Annotated in this window: 16 protein-coding genes and 1 pseudogene; 4 read left to right on the top strand and 13 right to left on the bottom strand. The window is 68.5% G+C overall.

Annotated elements, in window-relative coordinates; all coding sequences use genetic code 11:
• Positions 1–24 precede the first annotated feature (24 nt).
• The 3 genes from ABZW96_RS02365 to ABZW96_RS02355 all read right to left on the bottom strand — a co-directional run bounded on the left by ABZW96_RS02365 (position 25) and on the right by ABZW96_RS02355 (position 5651).
• Complete coding sequence (locus ABZW96_RS02365; RefSeq protein ID WP_355070504.1) at positions 25–1623, bottom strand: cutinase family protein; 1599 nt, start codon at positions 1621–1623, stop codon at positions 25–27.
• 299 nt (positions 1624–1922) lie between these two features.
• Complete coding sequence (locus ABZW96_RS02360; RefSeq protein ID WP_355070502.1) at positions 1923–4331, bottom strand: RelA/SpoT family protein; 2409 nt, start codon at positions 4329–4331, stop codon at positions 1923–1925.
• Between the two features lie 342 nt (positions 4332–4673).
• Positions 4674–5651: an alkaline phosphatase family protein gene (locus ABZW96_RS02355; protein ID WP_355070500.1), complete on the bottom strand. Its 978-nt coding sequence runs from the start codon at positions 5649–5651 to the stop codon at positions 4674–4676.
• Between the two features lie 384 nt (positions 5652–6035).
• Between ABZW96_RS02355 and ABZW96_RS02350 the strand changes: the two genes are divergently transcribed.
• Both ABZW96_RS02350 and ABZW96_RS02345 read left to right on the top strand, forming a co-directional pair.
• Complete coding sequence (locus tag ABZW96_RS02350; protein ID WP_355070499.1) at positions 6036–6695, top strand: metallophosphoesterase; 660 nt, start codon at positions 6036–6038, stop codon at positions 6693–6695.
• The gene (locus ABZW96_RS02345) at positions 6692–7024 is read left to right on the top strand and encodes a YnfA family protein (protein WP_355070497.1); all 333 of its coding nucleotides are present in this window, start codon (positions 6692–6694) and stop codon (positions 7022–7024) included. Before ABZW96_RS02350 ends, ABZW96_RS02345 begins: the two co-directional genes overlap by 4 nt.
• Before the next feature lie 96 nt (positions 7025–7120).
• Here ABZW96_RS02345 and ABZW96_RS02340 read toward each other — a convergent pair.
• Positions 7121–7267 (bottom strand): annotated as a pseudogene (locus tag ABZW96_RS02340) (NUDIX hydrolase); the annotation flags it as partial.
• A 25-nt stretch (positions 7268–7292) separates the two neighbouring features.
• On the bottom strand, positions 7293–7802 hold the full coding sequence (locus ABZW96_RS02335; protein ID WP_355070495.1) for a helix-turn-helix domain-containing protein: 510 nt from the start codon (positions 7800–7802) through the stop codon (positions 7293–7295).
• An 80-nt stretch (positions 7803–7882) separates the two neighbouring features.
• Here ABZW96_RS02335 and ABZW96_RS02330 point away from each other — a divergent pair, with 80 nt between their 5' ends.
• Together ABZW96_RS02330 and ABZW96_RS02325 are read left to right on the top strand one after the other, a co-directional pair.
• Entirely contained in the window at positions 7883–8296 is a 414-nt protein-coding gene (locus tag ABZW96_RS02330) for a nuclear transport factor 2 family protein (protein WP_355070493.1), read from the top strand.
• A 10-nt stretch (positions 8297–8306) separates the two neighbouring features.
• A complete protein-coding gene (locus ABZW96_RS02325; RefSeq protein WP_355070491.1) occupies positions 8307–8660 on the top strand; it encodes an MmcQ/YjbR family DNA-binding protein in 354 nt (117 codons plus the stop codon).
• A gap of 7 nt (positions 8661–8667) precedes the next feature.
• Here the strand turns inward: ABZW96_RS02325 and ABZW96_RS02320 are convergent, their stop codons facing one another.
• From ABZW96_RS02320 to ABZW96_RS02285, 8 genes are all read right to left on the bottom strand, one after another.
• A complete protein-coding gene (locus ABZW96_RS02320) occupies positions 8668–10257 on the bottom strand; it encodes an ATP-binding cassette domain-containing protein (protein ID WP_355070490.1) in 1590 nt (529 codons plus the stop codon).
• A 163-nt stretch (positions 10258–10420) separates the two neighbouring features.
• Entirely contained in the window at positions 10421–11026 is a 606-nt protein-coding gene (locus ABZW96_RS02315; RefSeq protein ID WP_355070488.1) for a DUF4291 domain-containing protein, read from the bottom strand.
• 93 nt (positions 11027–11119) lie between these two features.
• Positions 11120–11692 (bottom strand): adenine phosphoribosyltransferase, encoded by a 573-nt coding sequence (locus ABZW96_RS02310; RefSeq protein WP_355070486.1) that lies wholly within the window; start codon positions 11690–11692, stop codon positions 11120–11122.
• 37 nt (positions 11693–11729) lie between these two features.
• Entirely contained in the window at positions 11730–13451 is a 1722-nt protein-coding gene (locus ABZW96_RS02305; protein ID WP_355070484.1) for an ABC transporter substrate-binding protein, read from the bottom strand.
• Between the two features lie 18 nt (positions 13452–13469).
• On the bottom strand, positions 13470–14705 hold the full coding sequence (gene secF, locus ABZW96_RS02300; protein WP_355070482.1) for a protein translocase subunit SecF: 1236 nt from the start codon (positions 14703–14705) through the stop codon (positions 13470–13472).
• A 5-nt stretch (positions 14706–14710) separates the two neighbouring features.
• Entirely contained in the window at positions 14711–16390 is a 1680-nt protein-coding gene (gene secD / locus ABZW96_RS02295) for a protein translocase subunit SecD (protein ID WP_355070480.1), read from the bottom strand.
• Positions 16391–16510: 120 nt separating this feature from the next.
• Entirely contained in the window at positions 16511–16870 is a 360-nt protein-coding gene (gene yajC, locus ABZW96_RS02290; RefSeq protein WP_355070478.1) for a preprotein translocase subunit YajC, read from the bottom strand.
• Positions 16871–17042: 172 nt separating this feature from the next.
• Positions 17043–18533: an NAD(P)/FAD-dependent oxidoreductase gene (locus tag ABZW96_RS02285; protein ID WP_355070476.1), complete on the bottom strand. Its 1491-nt coding sequence runs from the start codon at positions 18531–18533 to the stop codon at positions 17043–17045.
• Positions 18534–18559 lie beyond the last annotated feature (26 nt).

Raw genomic sequence — 18559 nt, 5'->3', positions numbered from 1 at the left:
CGCATCGTCGGACCCTCTCGGCGATCAGTTCGTGGAGAACGGGTAGGTGTTGGGTGTGCCGGTTCGGTCGGTGGGCGGAATCGACGTCACGCCGCTGGATGAGGCGCCGTCGGCTCCTGTCCCGAACGGAAATTGTCCCGTACCGGACGAACTCGGCGTGGGAGACGCGCCGGAGCCGTCCCCGAAGAATCCGGTCGGCTGCTTCTCCAGCACGGCCCTCGGCTCGGCCTTGCTGCCGAACGCGTCGGCGATGTCGCGAGCGATCGCCGCGAACCAGTCGGCCACGAACTGGGTGGGAGCGTCACCGTTCGCCGAGACGGTCGCGCTGGTGTAAGCGGTGTGACGCTGCACGGTGTCCCAGTAGCGCACCCACGTGGTCGTGTTCAGCAGCTCGCTGTTGTCGGTGATGTTCTGCACCACCGCGTCGAACGCCTGGGTGACCAGACGTACGCCGGTGGTCGGCGGGATCAGCTGCGGAATAGCGCCGAGCAGCTTGACGCCGAGCGACAGCAGGGCGGCGGGCGGATTCGCCAGGCCCGCGGTGGCGAGCTCGGCGATGTTCGCCGGGGCGATCACCGTCCGGACCACCGCGATCACCGAGTTCAAACCGATCATGCCGACTTTCAGCAGCGCCTGCAGCGCGGCGGGCAGATTCAGCGGAGTTCGTGGATCCGAGGCGTCGGCGAGGCGCTGCGAGATCGACTTCTGCGGCGAGATCGACAGGGTGGCCAGCGAATTGCCCTGGACGTCGCCGTTGACCACTTCGGTCGCGGTCTTGATGGAGGTGAACGCCAGCGCCTGCGCGATCGATACCAGTGAGGCGATCGGGTCGCCGCCGCTGAGCTTGGACTGGCCCGCCACGTTGGCGACCGCCTTCAGGATGGGCGCGCCGTCCGGGGCGTCGCAGGCGAGATCCCCCGCCGCGCAGAAACTCGCCACCCGGCCGGTGAGCGCCCCGAAATTCGCGGCCTTGTCTCGTTCCGGGCCGATGCCGCCGCCGGTGGCGGGCGCCTGCGGCAGTGCGGCGATGGACACCAGCCGGTCCCCCGAGGTTCCCGGCGCGGGGTCCGGCGTCGCCTTGCCGGGCGCGCCGGGAAAAAGCGGCGCACCGGGATTGCGGGTCGGGTCGCCGAACAACGCGACCGCGGCCACCTTTTCGGCGGGCAGCGCACCGTGCCCCTGGCCGACCTCCTGGGCGAACATCGAGGCGACGTGCGCGCCCTGCGAATAACCGACGACCGCGAACCGGCTGTTCGGGCAAGCCTCGGCAACGGTCCCGGCCATGCTCCGCAGACGGGCCAGGCCGCCGGCCACGGATTCCGAATACGGCGCCGCACCACCGGCTGTCGCACCGCCGAAGCCGGATTCGTATGGCACGTAAGCCCGATCGACGAGTCCGGTGTCCGGAGCTTTCGCCATCATCGGGCGGAACACGGTGGAAAGCATTCCGGTGTCGGTGGTGGGCGCGGCATCCGGCGACGATTCACCGGTGCCTTGAATGCCCAAGGCGTACAACGCGGGACAGGTCGTGAGACGGATATTCGTGGACGGGCCAACAGGATTCGACGGCTCCGCCGCGGCGACACCGGCGGTCGCCACAGCCACGGCGAGTGCTACCAGCATCCCCGAGAGTCTTGCCGAGTATCCAGTCATAGCGATCCGCAATCAAGTCGTCAGCCGCAGCTACCTCAACGCCATGAAACGCAATAGACCGTAACAGATTACGGCTATTACTGCCGCATCGACGGAAAACTTCCACGACACACCGAGTTGAACGCGACACGCAGTGGCGCGTTCCGGGGAAGGGTCCGACAAGTTTCCGGCATCGCGCCCCGAATGGCAACCCCTGGAGCCGAGTTGGCGACAAGCGGAAACCCTTGCGATAAGAGCTAATTGACAGCTACTCGAAGGATTCGCGCGCGTCAGGCCGCGGAGGTGACGCGGTAGACGTCGTAGACGCCCTCCACGTTGCGCACCACGTTCAGCAAGTGCCCCAAGTGTTTCGGATCGCCCATCTCGAAGGTGAACTTGCTGATCGCCACCCGGTCGCCGTGCGTGGCCACCGAGGCGGACAGGATGTTGACCTTCTCATCGGCCAGCACCTTGGTCACGTCGGACAGCAGCCGCGTGCGGTCGAGCGCCTCGATCTGGATGGCGACCAGGAACACCGAGGACGGCGACGGGGCCCAGGACACATCGATGATCCGTTCGGCCTGCTCACGCAGGGAGCCGGCGTTGGTGCAGTCGGTACGGTGCACGCTCACCGCGCCACCGCGGGTCACGAAGCCCATGATCTCGTCGCCGGGCACCGGAGTGCAGCACTTCGCGAGCTTGGCGACCGTGCCGGGAGCGCCGGGGATCAGCACGCCCGCGTCGCCGGTGACCCGCTGCCTGCTCGGTGTCGTCGACGGGGTGGAGCGTTCGGCCAGCTCGTTCTCCACGTCGCCGATGCCGCCGAGCTGCGCCATCAGCCGCTGCACCACGTGGTGCGCGGAGACCTGGTGCTCGCCGACGGCGGTATAGAGCGTGGAGATGTCGGTGTAGTGCAGTTCGTGGGCGACGGCGGTCATCGCGTCGACGCTCATCAACCGCTGCAGCGGCAGCCCGACGCGACGGACTTCCTTGGAGATCTGCTCCTTGCCGCTCTCCAGCGCCTCCTCGCGACGCTCCTTGGCGAACCATTGGCGAATCTTGGCCTTGGCGCGCGGCGACACCACGAAGTTCTGCCAGTCGCGGCTGGGTCCCGCGTTCTGCGCCTTCGAGGTGAACACCTCGACGACCTCGCCGTTCTCCAGCTGACGCTCCAGCGCGACCAGGCGCCCGTTCACCCTGGCGCCGATGCAACGGTGCCCCACCTCGGTGTGCACGGCGTAGGCGAAGTCCACCGGCGTCGACTTCTGCGGCAGCGTGATCACGTCACCCTTCGGCGTGAACACGAAGATCTCCGGCGATTTCAGGTCGAAGCGCAGCGACTCCAGGAACTCGGCGGGGTCGGCGGCCTCGCGCTGCCAGTCCAACAGCTGGCGCATCCACGCCATGTCGTCGACCTCGGCGGTGTCGTTGGAGTGTTTACCCCTGGTCTCCTTGTAGCGCCAGTGCGCGGCGATGCCGAACTCCGCGGTGCGGTGCATGTCCTGGGTGCGGATCTGCACCTCCAGCGGCTTGCCGTCCGGCCCGACCACGGTGGTGTGCAGCGACTGGTAGACGCCGTAGCGCGGCTGGGCGATGTAGTCCTTGAACCGTCCCGCCATGGGTTGCCACAGCGAGTGCACCACGCCGACGGCCGCGTAGCAGTCGCGCACCTCGTCGCACAGGATGCGGATGCCGACCAGGTCGTGGATGTCGTCGAAGTCCTTACCCTTGACGATCATCTTCTGGTAGATCGACCAGTAGTGCTTCGGGCGGCCCTCGACGATCGCGTTGATCCGGGACGCGGCCAGCGTGTTGACGATCTCGGCTCGCACCTTCGCCAGGTAGGTGTCGCGCGAGGGCGCGCGGTCGGCGACCAGCCGGACGATCTCGTCGTATTTCTTCGGGTGCAGGATCGCGAAGGCGAGGTCCTCCAGCTCCCACTTCACCGTGGCCATGCCGAGGCGATGGGCGAGCGGTGCGATGACTTCCAGCGTTTCCTTGGCCTTCTTGGCCTGCTTCTCCGGCGGCAGGAAACGCATGGTGCGCATGTTGTGCAGCCGGTCGGCCACCTTGATCACCAGCACACGCGGGTCGCGGGCCATCGCGATGATCATCTTGCGGATCGTCTCGGCCTCGGCGGCCGCGCCCAGGTTGACCTTGTCCAGCTTGGTGACGCCGTCGACGAGGTGCGCGACCTCGGAGCCGAAGTCCTGGGTGAGCTGTTCGAGGCTGTAGCCGGTGTCTTCGACCGTGTCGTGCAGCAGCGCGGCCACCAGCGTGGTGGTGTCCATGCCGAGTTCGGCGAGAATGTTCGCCACGGCGAGCGGATGGGTGATGTAGGGGTCACCCGATTTGCGGAACTGATGCTTGTGCCGCTCGTCGGCCACATCGAACGCGCGTTGCAGCAGCGTCAGGTTCGCCTTCGGGTACAGCTCGCGGTGCACGGTGGCCAGCGGCTCCAGCACCGGCTTGACCGCCGCGATACCGCGCTGCCCGGTCATGCGGCGGGCCAGACGGGCTCGCACCCGGCGCGAAGCCGAGGTCGGAACGGCGGAAGAGGTGCCGGGCTGACGCGGCGGGGTCGCGTTCGCCGACTCCGGCGATTTCGGGGTCTGCGCGGCGTCGGTGGCGCCCGCACCGTTCGACCGCGGGCCCGACGTCGATTGCTCGACCTTCGCCTCGCCCAGATGCTGAGTCATGCCACCACCTCTCCGCGCCTCGATCGGACCACCCTATCCGACCGGTGCAACCTCCCGGACCACCAACTTTAGTCCGGGCGGAGCACCCACGTCCGCTCTGCTGAGGAAGGATGCGCGCCGGAGTGCCGGGACGACGAACCGGCGCGGGCGCGCAGGGGTCCCGGCCACCCTCTTCCACCGTCGTATTTCGGACACATACGGAGCGCGGCGCTCGGTAGCCTCCCTGCGCACGCGGCGCTCTCCGCAGCGAGATTCATTCACTTGACCAGCGCTTTTACCCCATGAGGCGTGATACCCGAACCGCTGGGGCGAGAACTACGAGCCGAGGCGAGACAGGCGCGGTCAGCGAATGGCGGCGGGCTGGGATCCGGCGAACGGCGTCCGGTCGGAGCCGGGCTCGGAACGAAGCGAGCGACCGTCGAGATCGGCGGCGGGAGCGACGTCGAGCAGGTCGAGCACGGTCGGGGTGATGTCGACCAGGGTGGCTCGGGTACTGGTGGCGCCGGGCCGGAAGTCCGGGCCGCGAGCGATGACGAAGTTGGTCGTCTCGTCCGAGGACTGGCCGCCGTGCCCGCCTTCGGGGGTGTGGCCGTGGTCGGCGGTGACCAGGACGGTCCACCGCTCGGCGGGGTGGGCGGCGGCGCGGGCGTCCACCGCGGCGACGATGCGTCCGACCAGGACATCGATGCGCCGCACCGCGTCGAGGTAGGCGCGCGAGGCGCCACCCGCGCCGTGACCGGCGTGGTCCACCTGGTCCAGGTGGGTGAACAGCAGGTCGGGCGCGAACCTGCCGATCACGGACGCCACGGCGTCGGCGGTGGCGGCGTCGGTGCGCGACTCGTCCGGATCGTCCGGCACGGGCGCGGTGGAGACGACGACGTCGGCGCGCGGGCTGCCGCTGCCGGTCATCGTGGCGATCTGGTCCCAGGTGGCGATGGACTGGGTCTTCGACGCGGGCCGAGCGCGTTCGAGTTGGGTGAACACCGTGGGGTAACGCGCGAACGGCGCGGCGGTGAACTGGTTGTCCGTGATGCCGTGCTTGCGATCCCACACGCCGGTCAGCACGGTGGCCCAGGACGGACCGGAGATGGTGATGTGCGGGGCGATGGACGAACGGCTGAGCAAGCCCTCGCCGCTCAGCCGCAGCAGATTAGGCGCCTGCGCGTGCTCGACCTTGCCGTACATCAAGCCGTCCAACCCGATCACGACCACTTTGGCCGCGGGCGCCTCGCCCTGCGCGACTCCGGCCGCGGCGGAGAGTGGGAGGAACACAGCCGCCGCGGTGGCAACGACTTTCGACAGCAGTTGCGCTCCGCTCATATCGCGACCATGCGGGAGCGACCGGCGCGCGCGATAGTCCGACGCGGCAGTGTTCATGGACGTTTCATCGGACGCCACACTGCCCGTAGTCTCACTGAACAGCCCTTGAACAAGGAATAGCCAACAGCTATATACCGATCTCACGGCGGGTCGCTGCCGGGTGAACGCCGAGTTTCCTGCTTCGCCCCGGTCGGCCGTCGCGGACGTGCTTCGCGCCGTCGCTTGACACGCCCTTCGCCGGTATGGCTGGCTGGCCGTTGTGACCCCAGCGCGCACCGCCGAGCGCATTCGCGTCGCGGCCGTCGGCGACCTGCATATGCACGCGGCCGTGGCCGGGCGTTTTCGTCCGGACTTCCTGCGCCTGCCCGATGCCGCGGATGTCCTTTGCTCGCAGGCGATCTCACCGATGGCGGCACCCGCTCGCAAGCCGATCTGCTGTGCGCGGAACTCGAAAGTCTTCCCGTGCCGGTGGTCGCCGTACTCGGCAATCACGACCATGACGACGAATCGGGCGACCTGATCGCGGCACGGCTCACCGCGGTGGGCGTCCATGTACTCGACGGCACTTCGATCTATCTCGAGATCAACGGCATTCGGCTCGGCGTCGCCGGAGTCATGGGCGGCAGCGGTGGCTTCCCCGGCCATCCCGGCACACCGGACGAGGGGTCCGCCGAACGCCGCGCTCGCATGCGGCGCGGTCCGGTCGACGCCCTTCGCCTACGCCGGGCACTCGGCCGGATCGACTGCGAAACTCGCATCGCGCTCACGCATTTCGCGCCGGTCGTCGACACCCTGGCCGGGGAACCGCCGAAGATCTACCCCGGCCTGGGTTGCCAGGATCTGGCCGAGGCGGTCGACGCGGGCGGGGCGGTGCTCGCCATCCACGGGCATGCCCATGGCGGTACCGAATTCGGCCGCACCCAGGGCGGCGTGCCGGTACGCAACGTCTCCTACCCGGTACTGCGGCGCGCCTACGCCGTCTACGAGGTCGGGCCGGGCTCGCGACGTCCGGCGGACCACGAGCAAGTACCGTCCCCGCCATGATCGTCGCCCGTTCACTGCTGCTGTTCGCCCTCGCCGCGCTCGCCGAAATCGGCGGTGCCTGGCTGGTGTGGCAGGGCTGGCGAGAACAGCGCGGCGTCGTCTGGATCGCCGCGGGCGTGCTCGCGCTCGGCGTCTACGGATTTGTCGCCACCTTCCAGCCGGACCCGAACTTCGGCCGCATCCTGGCCGCCTACGGCGGTGTCTTCGTCGCGGGCTCGCTGGCCTGGGGCATGCTGGTGGACAAGTTCCGCCCCGATCGCTGGGACTACCTCGGCGCGGCGATCTGCCTGGTCGGCGTCACGGTCATCATGTACGCGCCGCGCCGCTGACCGGAGTATCGCGGCGCCCTCGATCGTTGTCTCGCAAATCCGGTGCACGCCCTCGAGGAACGACCGCGCGAGCGTCCCGCGGGCGGGTGCTCCGATTCACTCGGGTGCGCCGAACGCCCACACCGCCGCAGGCCGGCCGGTCGCTTTGACCCGACGCCGTTCGGCGGTGCGCGCCAGTCCCGGGATGGCCGCCGGCGTCCGGTTCAGGTTCGCCGCACCGGGACGGGCTCCGGACAGCGCCGTGGCGGCCTCCACCGCCGGACTTCGGTCAGTCCGCGGCGTCTGTGGCTTCGAGCACTCCCCCGATCAGCATCGTTCCCGGCGCTTGCCTGCCACCGGGTCCGGAAAGCCACCGGACATTGTCCGCGGTGAGCGACCCACCGCACTCCCGGCACACCACCACGCCCGAGGTTAGCCGCCCGCACTCGCGATGGACCACTACGGCGGGCGGGCCTTCCGGGCCCGCGAGCCATTTGTCACCCCAGGTGAGCAGCATCGCGAGGACCGGATACAGGTCACGGCCACGTTCGGTGAGCAGATACTCGTAGCGGGCCGGATTCGATTGGTACGCCCGCTTTTCCACGATGCCGTGCTCACGCAGCACCTCCAGACGAGCGGCGAGCACATTGGAAGCGATGCCGAGGTCGCGACGCAGATCCTCGAAGCGGGTCAGGCCGACGAACAGATCGCGCAGGATCAACGGCGTCCAGCGCTCGCCGATCGCGTCGACCGTGCGCGCGATCGAGCAAACGATGTCGGAGAAAGCGGCCTTGGGCATTTGCCCAGTCTAGTCCATTGCTTTTTGCAAGTGACTTGAACTAGGTTCGGAATCAGCGACGAGCGAAGGGGTTGACCAGCATGTCCGACGCCATCACCGAGTTCCGATCCGCGACCGAAAGCGGCGACATGGATGCGCTGACACGGGTACTCGCGCCCGATGCCGAATTGATCTCACCGCTGTCCGGCCGACTGGTCTTCCGCGGCCGGGACGACCTGCGCGTGCTGCTCTCCGCCGCGTACGGCAGTCTCACCGGCTTGCGGTGGACCGAGGAGATCGGCGACGGCGCGCGGCGCGTCCTGCTGGCCGAAGCCGGGATCGGACCGTTCCGGCTGACCGAAGCGCTGGTGCTGCGGCTCGACGACCAAGGCCGCATCCGCACGTTGCAGCCACACCTACGTCCGTGGCTGACGCTCACCTACCTCGCGGTGCGCCTGGCGCTCGGCCTGTCCAAGCATCCCGGCCTCATGCGGCGTGCGGCCAAGGCCACATAGACTCCCACTCGTGGACCCGCTCGCCCGAATCCGCGCGATCTGCCTGGATCTGCCGGAAAGCACCGAACGGCCCAGCCACGGCTCCCCCACCTTCTTCGTGGCGGCGAAGAAGGCGTTCGTGTACTACCCCGAGGACCGGCACCGGGAGCCGGGTACGACGATCTGGTGCCCGGCTCCCCTAGGCGTGCAGGCCGAAATGGTCGCCGCCGAGCCCACCCGGTTCTTCGTGCCGCCCTACGTCGGGCACCGCGGCTGGATCGGCGTCCGGCTGGACGTGGAACCCGACTGGGACGAAGTCGCCGAGATCGTCCGGGACGGTTACCGACACGTCGCCCCGAAGCGGCTCTCGGCGCTGCTGACCTGACGGCGGGTCAGGTCACCAGCGTCTCCGTCAATCCCGCCGCGGTGAGTTCCAGACGCCGGGTCACCCCGATCTCGTAGAGGAAGCGCGGATCGTGGCTGACCACGATCAGCGCGCCCTCGAAGCCGGCCAGCGCCTGGGTGAGGTGCTCCAGGCTGGGCAGGTCGAGGTTGTTGGTCGGCTCGTCCAGTAGCAGCAGGCGCGGCGCGGGGTCGGCCAGCAGCAGCATCGCCAGCGCCGCGCGCAACCGTTCACCGCCGGACAGCGCCGCCGCCGCGACGTCGGCGTCCGCGCCGCGGAACAGGAAGCGGGCCAGCTGCGCCCGGATCCGCTCCGCGGAGGCGTGCGGCGCGGTGGAGGCGACATTCTCGAATACCGTCTTCCGCTCGTCGAAGACGTCCAAGCGCTGCGGCAGCATCCGCCACGGCACCTTCGGCCCCTCCTCGACGATGCGCCGCAGCAGCGTCGTCTTGCCGACGCCGTTGCGGCCGGTCAACGCGATCCGCTCCGGACCGGACACCCGCAACGCCACCGTCGGCCCGCACGCCAGCTCGACTCCGTCCAGCTCGATGACGTCCTGACCGGGATACAGCCGCGTGTCGGGCAACTCCACCCGGATCTCCCGATCGTCGCGCAACAACTCCTTGGCCTGCTCGAGCTGTTCCTTGGCGGAGTCCAACTTTTCGATGTGGTTGTTGCGCAACTTGCCCGCGGACACCTGCGCCTGCCGTTTGCGTTCGCCCATCACGATTTTCGGCTCCCGCTTCTGGTCCCACATCTTCTGCCCGTACCGCTGCCTGCGGTCCAGTTTGATGCGCGCCTCGACGAGTTCGCGTGCCTGCTTGCGGACATCGCTGCGCGCGTCCCGGATCGCGGCGCGGGCGGCCTCCTGCTCGGCGGCGACGATCCGCTCGTATTCGCTGAAATTGCCGCCGAACAACCGGAGTTCGCCGTGGCGCAGCTCCGCGATGGTCGCCATCCGATCCAGGAGCGCACGGTCGTGGCTGACCGTGAGCACCGTGCCGGAGAATTGGCCGATCACCTCGTAGAGCCGCGCGCGAGCCACCCGATCCAGGTTGTTCGTCGGTTCGTCCAGCAACAGCACGTCGGGCTCGGCGAGCAGCTCGGCGACCAGTCCGAGCAGCACCGTCTCGCCGCCGGACAGGGTGTCGAGCGTGCGATCGAGATGCTCCACCGAGTCGGCGACATAGTGCAGGCCGAGCCGGGCCAGCAGCGCCAACGCCCGCTCCTCGACATCCCACTGGTTGCCGACCGAGTCGAAGTCGGCCTCGCTGCCGACTCCGGATTCGATGCGGTGCAAGGCTTTTCGCACCTCCGCGATGCCCAGCACCGCGTCGACGCGCTGCCCCAAGCCCAGACCGAGGTCCTGGCGCAGATACCCGAGATGCCCGGCGACCGTGACGGACCCGCGAACGGGCTTCAACTCCCCCGCGATCAACCGCAGCAAAGTGGATTTACCCGCACCGTTCCCGCCGACCAGGCCGATGTGACCGGGGCCGAGCACGGCGTCGAGGCCCTCGAAAACGGGGGTGCCGTCCGGCCAGCCGAAAGTGAGATCGGAAAAAGACAGATTGGTCATGCCAGCTCCCAGAGGTTGCGACGAGACACGGCGCGCGAATGCGGGCCGCACGGTGGCTACCTCAAATGAGCAACGGCAGAACTCCGATCAACGGAAATAAGACCTCTACAGGTTAATCACAACTTCGGCAGATGCGCCAGTGCGATTCGGATCACACGGTTCGTCAGGACGACGCGCCGATGGCGGCGGCGACGGCCGCGGGCAACGGATAGGGGCGCTCCTCGGGAAGGGCCCGAGTCGCCGCCTCCAGCTTCCCGTCCGCTACCAACTGCCGCAGCTGCCGCGCTTCCCCGGTGACATCGCGGATCCCGGTGATCCAGCGGTCGAGGAAATGCCCCACGGCGATACCGCCCAAGCCCACTTGCAGGGAGCGGTACGCCAGCGGACGATGCGCGAGGTCACGTTCCGGATCCCACTGGACGCGTACCGGACTCGCCCGCAACCGCTCGGCCCACACCTCACGATCCGGGTGGAGCTTCCGGTCGTAATGGCTGAGGCAGGCATGCGCCAGTGCCCATTCGAACCCGGCACGGGTGATCGTCACCGCCAAGACCCGCTCCTGGCCGGGCTTGCTCGCCCACCCGCAGCGATACATCATCCACAGGAACGAGGGCTTGATCCACGTCATCCGCTCCCGGCGAAACGGCTCGACGAAAGTCCCAGCGGCAACGGCGGGTTCGGCGATCTCCGGGGAGTAGGCCTGATAGACGACGATCGTCCGCTCGTCGTAGACCGCCCGGATCCGGCGCGGCGGCTCCTCAGGTCGCATGCCGCGATCCTGACAGTCGCCGCGGTGGCGAGCAACAGAATTAGGCTGCGAGCGGCTCCCCGCGGGCGGCCCCCGCGCACGGCCGGTGTCGGCTCAGAGCTGAACGATCGAGGTCAGCGGGTAGTCGCCCTGCCGGGCGCGCCCGCCAAGGAAGCCGAGTTCCAGCACCACCGCGGCGGCGGCCACTTCGGCGCCCGCCTGCTTGAAGAGCTCGGCCGCGGCGGCGAGCGTGCCGCCGGTGGCGAGGACGTCGTCCAGCAACAGAACGCGACGGCCGGTCAGGTCGAGGCCGTCCGCGGGAATCTCCAGCGCGGCGGTGCCGTATTCGAGGCTGTACTCGCGGCTGATCACCGGCGGCGGCAGTTTGCCCGCTTTGCGGACGGCGAGCACGCCGGTGCCGAGGGACGCGGCGACACCCGCACCGAGCAGGAAGCCACGGGCGTCGACGCCGGCAACCAGATCGGCGTCGGGCGCGCACGCGGCCAGGCAATCGACCACGGCGCGGAAGCCCTCGGCGTCGGCGAACACCGGGGTGAGATCCGCGAAACGTACACCGGGCGTGGGGAAGTCGTCGTGCCAACGGGTCAAACGGTCGACCACCTCGGCGGCTCTGGTGGTCCGTTCGGCGGCTACATTCTCGGACTCGATCGCCGCGTGCTTGCTCATCGACACCTCTCCATGATCACATCACCCACACCGTCTATCACCGCTCGAGCACCCACCGGTCCATGTTCCAGCCGGTTCCGGCCTGGTTGGGGGCGGCGATCCCGTTGCGCAACCCCTTACCGAAGGCGATCGTGCGCGGGGTGGCGAACAACGGAATGCTCGGCAGCTCCGCCCACAGCAGGTTCTCGGCCTCGGTGAGCAGATTCAGCTGTGCGGCCGAACTGTCGTCGGCCCCGAGCTGATCGGTGATCGCATCGTAACGGCCGTTGCCGTACCGTCCGAAATTGAGACCGTTACCGGTGCGCAACGCGCTGGTCGCGGCCACTCCCCCGATCGAGCCCGCCGGACCGGGGGCCGACGCGGTGCTGCCGAGGACGGCGTCGACCTTGCCCTCGGTGAGCCGGGCGGGAGTGAAATCGGGGGCTCCGGCGTCCACCACGGTGATGCCCGCCGGTTTGCAGGCCTCGGCGATCATGGTGACCGTCTGCGCGCGCCGGTCGTCCGGACCCGCGTAGCCGATCCGGACGGTGGGATTCGGTGCGCCGGAGGCGGCGACGGCCCTGGTCGCGTTCGCCACGTCACCGCCCGAGTACTTGTTCGACGCGCCGATGACCGCCGGGTAGAGCAGGGAATCCTGTTGCAGGATATGCGCGTTCAGCGGTCCGGAGCCGAGCCCGGCCTTGGGTGCGTCCGGCACCTTCCCGAGCTTGTCGAACAGCGTCTGGCGCGGCAGGCACAGCGCGAACGCCCGGCGCGCCTCGACCGAGGCGAACACCCCGCCGGTGGACAGCGTCAACTGCTCGGCGCCACGGCCGGGCAGGGTCTGCACCGAGAAGCCGTTCAGATTCAGGTCCTTCACCGAGTGCGCGCCGACGTCGAGCACGCCGACGGCGTTGTCGCCGACCTTCTTCTTCAAGTCGAAGGTCTTCGGCCACACCACGATCCGCCCGGTCGCCGGTTTGTTTCCCCACCAGCGCTCGTTGGCCACCAGCACCAAACCGTCTTCGCTGCCGAAGGATTCGATGCGGTAGGGCCCCGACGAGGGGAACCGCGACAGGTCGAGCCGTCCGTCGGCCGGAATGGTCCATCCGGTGTTCCAGAACTCCGCGATCCTGCCGAGGGCGTTCGGATCGCCGGTCTGCAACGCCGACACCACGTTGGGCACGTTCGCCACTTGGGCCGCGACGTGCGCGGGCATCAGCTCACCAGCTGCGAACAGGTTGCGCCACGGCAGGTACCGCCTGCCGGGCCGGAACACCACCGTGGCATCCCGCGAGCCGGGCTGGCAGTCGACCCGCTCGATGGCGTCGTAGCCGCTGGTGCTCGCGGCGTCGAACAGCGGAACGGGGCCCCGATCACCGGGTTTGGTGTACCGCCCGCTGCGGGCGGCCCAAGCAAGGACCAAGTCGTCGCAGGAGGTCGGCACACCGTCGGAGTACACGCCGTCGGGATTGAGGCGGTACTGGATGGTCTGCGACTCGCCCGGCACCTCCTTGGCGGTCCCGAAGTCGGTGTCGGCGACCTGCTGGCCGTCCGGACCGGTGTAGAAGAAGCCGGTCAGTACCCGGGAGAACACCGCGGAGGACCCGGAACTCGCCCCGAGCGAGCTGGCGCCGTTATAGGTGGCGATGGTGGCATCGGTCGCGTAGCCGATGGAGGGCACCTGATTCTTGCTGGAGCAGCCGACCATCAGCCCGGCGGCCAGCGTCCCCGCAGCGAGCGCTCCGATCAGTCGTACCGCACTGCGTGGCTGTCGCATGAAACCCCTTGCCTGGTGTCAGTTCCGCCTCTTGTGCCGTTTGCCGCTCGGGCGCGCGCCGGGTCGCGGCGCCTGCCCGGCCGCGCGCTGCTTGCGCGGCGCCTCTTCGTAGTCCCGCCCGGCTGCCACGCTCGCGCGGCGCTCCGCCGCGACGCCCGCACGGGCGCTCGCCGCGCCGGCCCGCTTGGCCAGAACCTTCTTCGTGTGCGCCGCCACAGGCCCCCAGCGTTCCTTGATCGAGACCAGCAGCGGAGTAGCGAAGAAGATCGAGGAGTACGTGCCGACCAGCAGACCCACCAGCTGTACCAGCGCCAAATCCTTCAGGGTGCCGACGCCCAGCATCCACACCGCGATCACCATCAGCCCGACGATCGGCAGGATGCCGATCAAGGCGGTGTTGATCGAGCGCATGAGCGTCTGGTTCACCGCGAGGTTGGCCTGTTCGCCGTAGGTGCGCCGAGTCAGGTGCAGGATACCGTGGGTGTTCTCCTCAACCTTGTCGAACACGACGACGGAGTCGTAGAGCGAGAAGCCGAGAATGGTCAGGATGCCGATCACGGTCGCCGGGGTGACCTCGAACCCGACCAGTGAGTACACGCCCGCGGTGACCGTGACGTCGAAGGCCAGCGCCGCCAGCGCCGCGATGGCCATGTGCGCCTCGTAGCGGATCGCGATATAGCCCGCGACGAGCACGAGGAACACCGCGAGCGCGATGATCGCCTTGCGCGTGATCTGGCTGCCCCAGGTCTCGCTGACGTCGGAGGTGCTGATCGCGGCCCGGCTCGGGTTGCCGGACTTGTCCTTCGGCTGGAACTCGGCGAACAGCGCGCTGTTGAGCGCCTCGACCTGCTTCTGGTTCAGCGCCTCGGACCGGATCAGCATGGTGGCCGATCCGCCCGCGCCGACGGTCTGCACCGAGACCGGGTCAGTGCCGATCGCGCCGCGGTAGACATCCTCCACCGCGCTGGTGGTCGCGTTCCCCGCCGGGAACTGGATGCGCGAACCGCCCTCGAAGTCGATGCCGAAGTTGAAGCCGCGGAAGATGATGCTGCCCAGCGAGACGAGCACGATCGCGGCGGTGATGATGTACCACATCCGGCGTTTGCCGATCACGTCGATCGCGCCGGTGCCGGTGTAGAGGCGGTTGAAGAAGCCGTGCTTGGGGGTCTGCGCGTCGCCGACCGCCGCGAACACGTCGGTGATCTCGGTGGCGCTCGTCTTGTCGAGCGACGGGGTGGTGTGGCTGTTGGTCATCGTCCTCACGCCTTCCCGAGTGCGGCCTCGGCCGCCTTCCGCTCGCGGGCGACCTGCTGGATCGCGCCGAGGCCGTTCACCGACGGCTTGGACCAGAACGCCGTCCGCGAAGCGAGCAGCACCAGCGGCGAGGTGACCAGGAACACCACGACCACGTCGAGGATCGTGGTGAGACCGAGGGTGAACGCGAAGCCCTTGACCTGTCCGACGGCCAGGATGTAGAGCACCGCCGCGGCGATGAAGCTGACCGCGTTGCCGGACAGGATGGTCCGGCGGGCACGCTGCCAGCCGCGCGGAGCGGCGGAACGGAAGCTGCGGCCCTCGCGCATCTCGTCCTTGATGCGCTCGAAGAACACCACGAACGAGTCGGCGGTCATACCGATACCGATGATCAGACCGGCGATGCCCGCGAGGTCGAGCGTGAACCCGATCCAGCGCCCGAGCAGCACCATGATGCCGTACACCGCGAATCCCGATGCCACCAGCGACAGACCGGTGACGAATCCGAGCATCCGGTAGTACAGGAGGCAGTACAGCAGCACCACCAGCAGGCCGACCGCGCCGGCGAGCAGGCCCGCTTTCAGCGAGGACAGGCCGAGCGTGGCGGACACCGTCTCGGCTTCCGAGGTCTGGAACGACAGCGGCAGCGAGCCGTACTTCAGCGTGTTCGCCAGTTCCTTCGCCGACGTCGCGGTGAAGTTGCCGGAGATCTGGGTGCGGCCACCCTGCTGCGGGCCCTGCTGCACGACTGGTGCGCTGACCACCTTCGAGTCGAGCACGAACGCGACCCGCTTGTAGACGTACTCACCGGTGAGCGACGCCCACGCGTCACTGCCGCCGGACTTGAAGTCCAAGTAGACCTCGTGCCTGGCCTGCTGCTGGTTCAGGCCCGAGGTGGCGTCCTTGATCTCCTGGCCGTCGATGCGGCTCTTGTCCAGCAGGAAGACCTCGGTGCCGTCGGTCGAGCAGGTCACCAGCGGAAGGGCCGGGTCGTCGTTGCCCGCGAGCGGATCGGCCTTTCCACAGTCCATGGTGGCCAGCGCGGCCTGCTGCACCGACTGGTCGGTGCTCTGGCGCAGGGCCTTGGCCGCCTGGATCTCCTTGGTCGACTCTTCGGTGGGCTCCAGACCGGGATTCGTGGGTGGCTGCGTCGGCTGCTGAGCGGGGAACACGCGCTGCTGCGGGGCGGGCGCGGGCTCGGTGGTCTCCGGCGCGGCGGGCTGCGTGGTCTCCGGCGTCGTCGGCTGCGCGGCGGGCGCGGGCTGGGTGCCCGGCGCGGTCTGCGGGGTGGCTCCGCGTCCCGCCGCGGGCACGGCCTGCAGCACGGGACGGATGTAGAGCTTGGCCGTGGTCGCCAGCGCGCGCGCCTGCTGCCCGTCGTCGCCGGGCACGGTGATCACGATATTGTCGCCGTCGATGACGACCTCGGATCCGCCGACACCGAGGCCGTTGACCCGGTTCTCGATGATGTCCTGCGCCTTCTTCAGGCTGTCCTGGCTCGGCTTGCTGCCGTCCGGCGTGCGCGCGGACAGCGTGACGCGGGTGCCGCCCTGCAGGTCTATACCGAGCTTGGGTGTCGGGGACTTGTCACCGGTGAAGAACACCAGCGCATAGATCACGGCCAGCAGCGCGGCATAGACACCGAGCAGCCGCAGCGGGTGCGCCGATCCCTGGGAAGGTGGCACAGTACGTCATCTCCTAGGCGGGAAGTCGAGGATGGAACATGCGGACGTGCACCAGCGCCGCCGGGTGCGCGGACGGACGGCCGCGGCGACATCCGGCGAGCCGGGGCACAACCGGAACGATCAGTCCTTGGTCAGGCGGGTCTCGGTCTGCTCGGCGGATTCCTCGACGGCCTCGGTGGTGTCCGAGCCGGTGGTCTCCGAGCCGGTCTCCTCGGTGCTCACCTGGTCGTCGGTGCGCACCTCACGGATGGCCTGGCGCAGCCACGTGGTGACCACGTCCTCGGCGATCTCGAGGTCGACCGTGGTGTCGTCGAGTTCGACCACGGTGCCGTACAGACCCGACGTGGTGACGACCTGATCGCCGATCTTCAGGCTGTCCTGCATCTGGGTGACCTTCTCGGCTTCCCGCTTCTGACGGCGGACACCGAGGAACATCGGCACGAGCAGGGCTACCAGTAGCAGCGGAAACAGCAGTTCCATCGTCGAAGTCAGTCCCTAGTGTCGTGGGTGGGATGGGCAAGTACCCACACAGTCTGCCAGTTCGCTGCGCGGGTGCCACACCCGCACGCCCGCTGGGCAGCTACAACGGCCCAGATCGCACACCGGCTCGCCCGCCGGGACACGCTCCGGCGGGCGAGCCGAGGTAACGGTGTCAGGCGGTCTTGCCGTAGACGTAGTCCTCCAGCGGGAAGGCGACCGCTTCGCGATGGGCGCTCAGTGTGCTGGTGGGCCGCAGCAGGGCGGCCTCACCGTGCTGGTTGAAGTAGTAGCTGCGCGCGGTGGCGCAGTCGCCGCCGTAGAAGACCGAGGAGCCCAGCTTGTCGGTCACCCGGTCCAGGAACGCGGCGTTGGCCTGCTCGCTGACCTCGAAGGTGGTCTCGCCCCTGCGGCGCAACTCGCCGAACAATCTGCCCATGTGCTTCATCTGGGCTTCGATGGTGGTGAAGTAGGACAGGCCGCTGTAGGAGTACGGGCTGTTGAGGCTGAGGAAGTTGGGGAACTTCGGCACCGTGATGCCCTCGTAGGCTTGGAAACGGTTGTCCCGCCAGAACTTTCCGAGGTTCACCCCGTCCCGGCCGATGATCTCGATGGCCGGGAAGTTCACGTCCCACAGATTGAAGCCGGTGGCCAGGATCAGGGTGTCGATCTCGGTCTTGTGCCCGTCGGCGGTCACGATGCCGTCCGGCTCGATGTGGTCGATCGAATTCGTCTCCAGGCGCACGTGCGGCTGGTTGAACGTGGTGAAGTAGTGGTTGGAGAAGGTCGGCCGCTTGCACCCGAAATCGTAGTGCGGTGTCAGCTGCCTGCGCGTCTCCTTGTCGCGCACGGACGCCCGCAGGTGCGCCTTGGCCAGCGCTCCCGCCCCCTTGTTCAGCAGCTTGGCCTGCTTGAAGTGCAGCACCCCGACCACCATCAGCGCCTCCAGCAGGCTGGTGTTGACCAGCCGCGCGGCCTTCTGCGTGGCGGGAACCCGTTCGAACAGCTTGCGCACCGGGGCGGGAATCGCGGTGTCGACCTTCGGCACCACCCAGATCGGGGTGCGCTGGAACACCGTGAGCGCCCGCGCCTTCTTGGCCACCTCGGGCACCAGCTGCACGGCGGTGGCGCCGGTGCCGATGATCGCGGCCGTGCGGCCGGTGAGGTCGAAGTCGTCCTCCCACGCGGTGGTGTGGATGATCTTGCCCGCGAACGAGTCGATGCCGGGGAACGGCGGGGTATAGGGCTGGGACAGGAATCCCGTCGCCGTCAGCAGGTATCGGCCGGTGACGGTTTCCCCGCCCGCGATCGAGACCACCCAGTGTTGCCGCTCTTCGTCCCAGCGCGCGCCGTCGACGACGGTGCCGAAGCGCATGCGGCGGCGCAGGCCGTACTTGTCGGCGACGTGCGCGGCGTACTTCTTCAGCTCCTCGCCCGGCGCGAACAGCCGCGACCAGTGCGGATTCGGTTCGAACGAGTAGGAGTAGGTGACCGAGGCGATGTCGACCGCGAGACCCGGATAGTGGTTGACGTGCCAGGTGCCGCCCAGGTCGTCCTCGCGTTCGAGGATGACGTAATTGCTCAGGCCGAGCCGATCGAGCTGAATACCGGCCCCCATACCGCCGAACCCCGCACCGACCACGACCGCGTCGTATTGAGGCGCCACACCGAACCTCCTGCTAGCTGAACCAC

Source organism: Nocardia sp. NPDC004168, assembly GCF_040610355.1.
GTDB classification, from domain to species: domain Bacteria; phylum Actinomycetota; class Actinomycetes; order Mycobacteriales; family Mycobacteriaceae; genus Nocardia; species Nocardia sichangensis.
The sequence above is the reverse complement of the archived record's forward strand: the minus strand, read 5'-3'. Positions and strand labels throughout refer to the sequence as shown.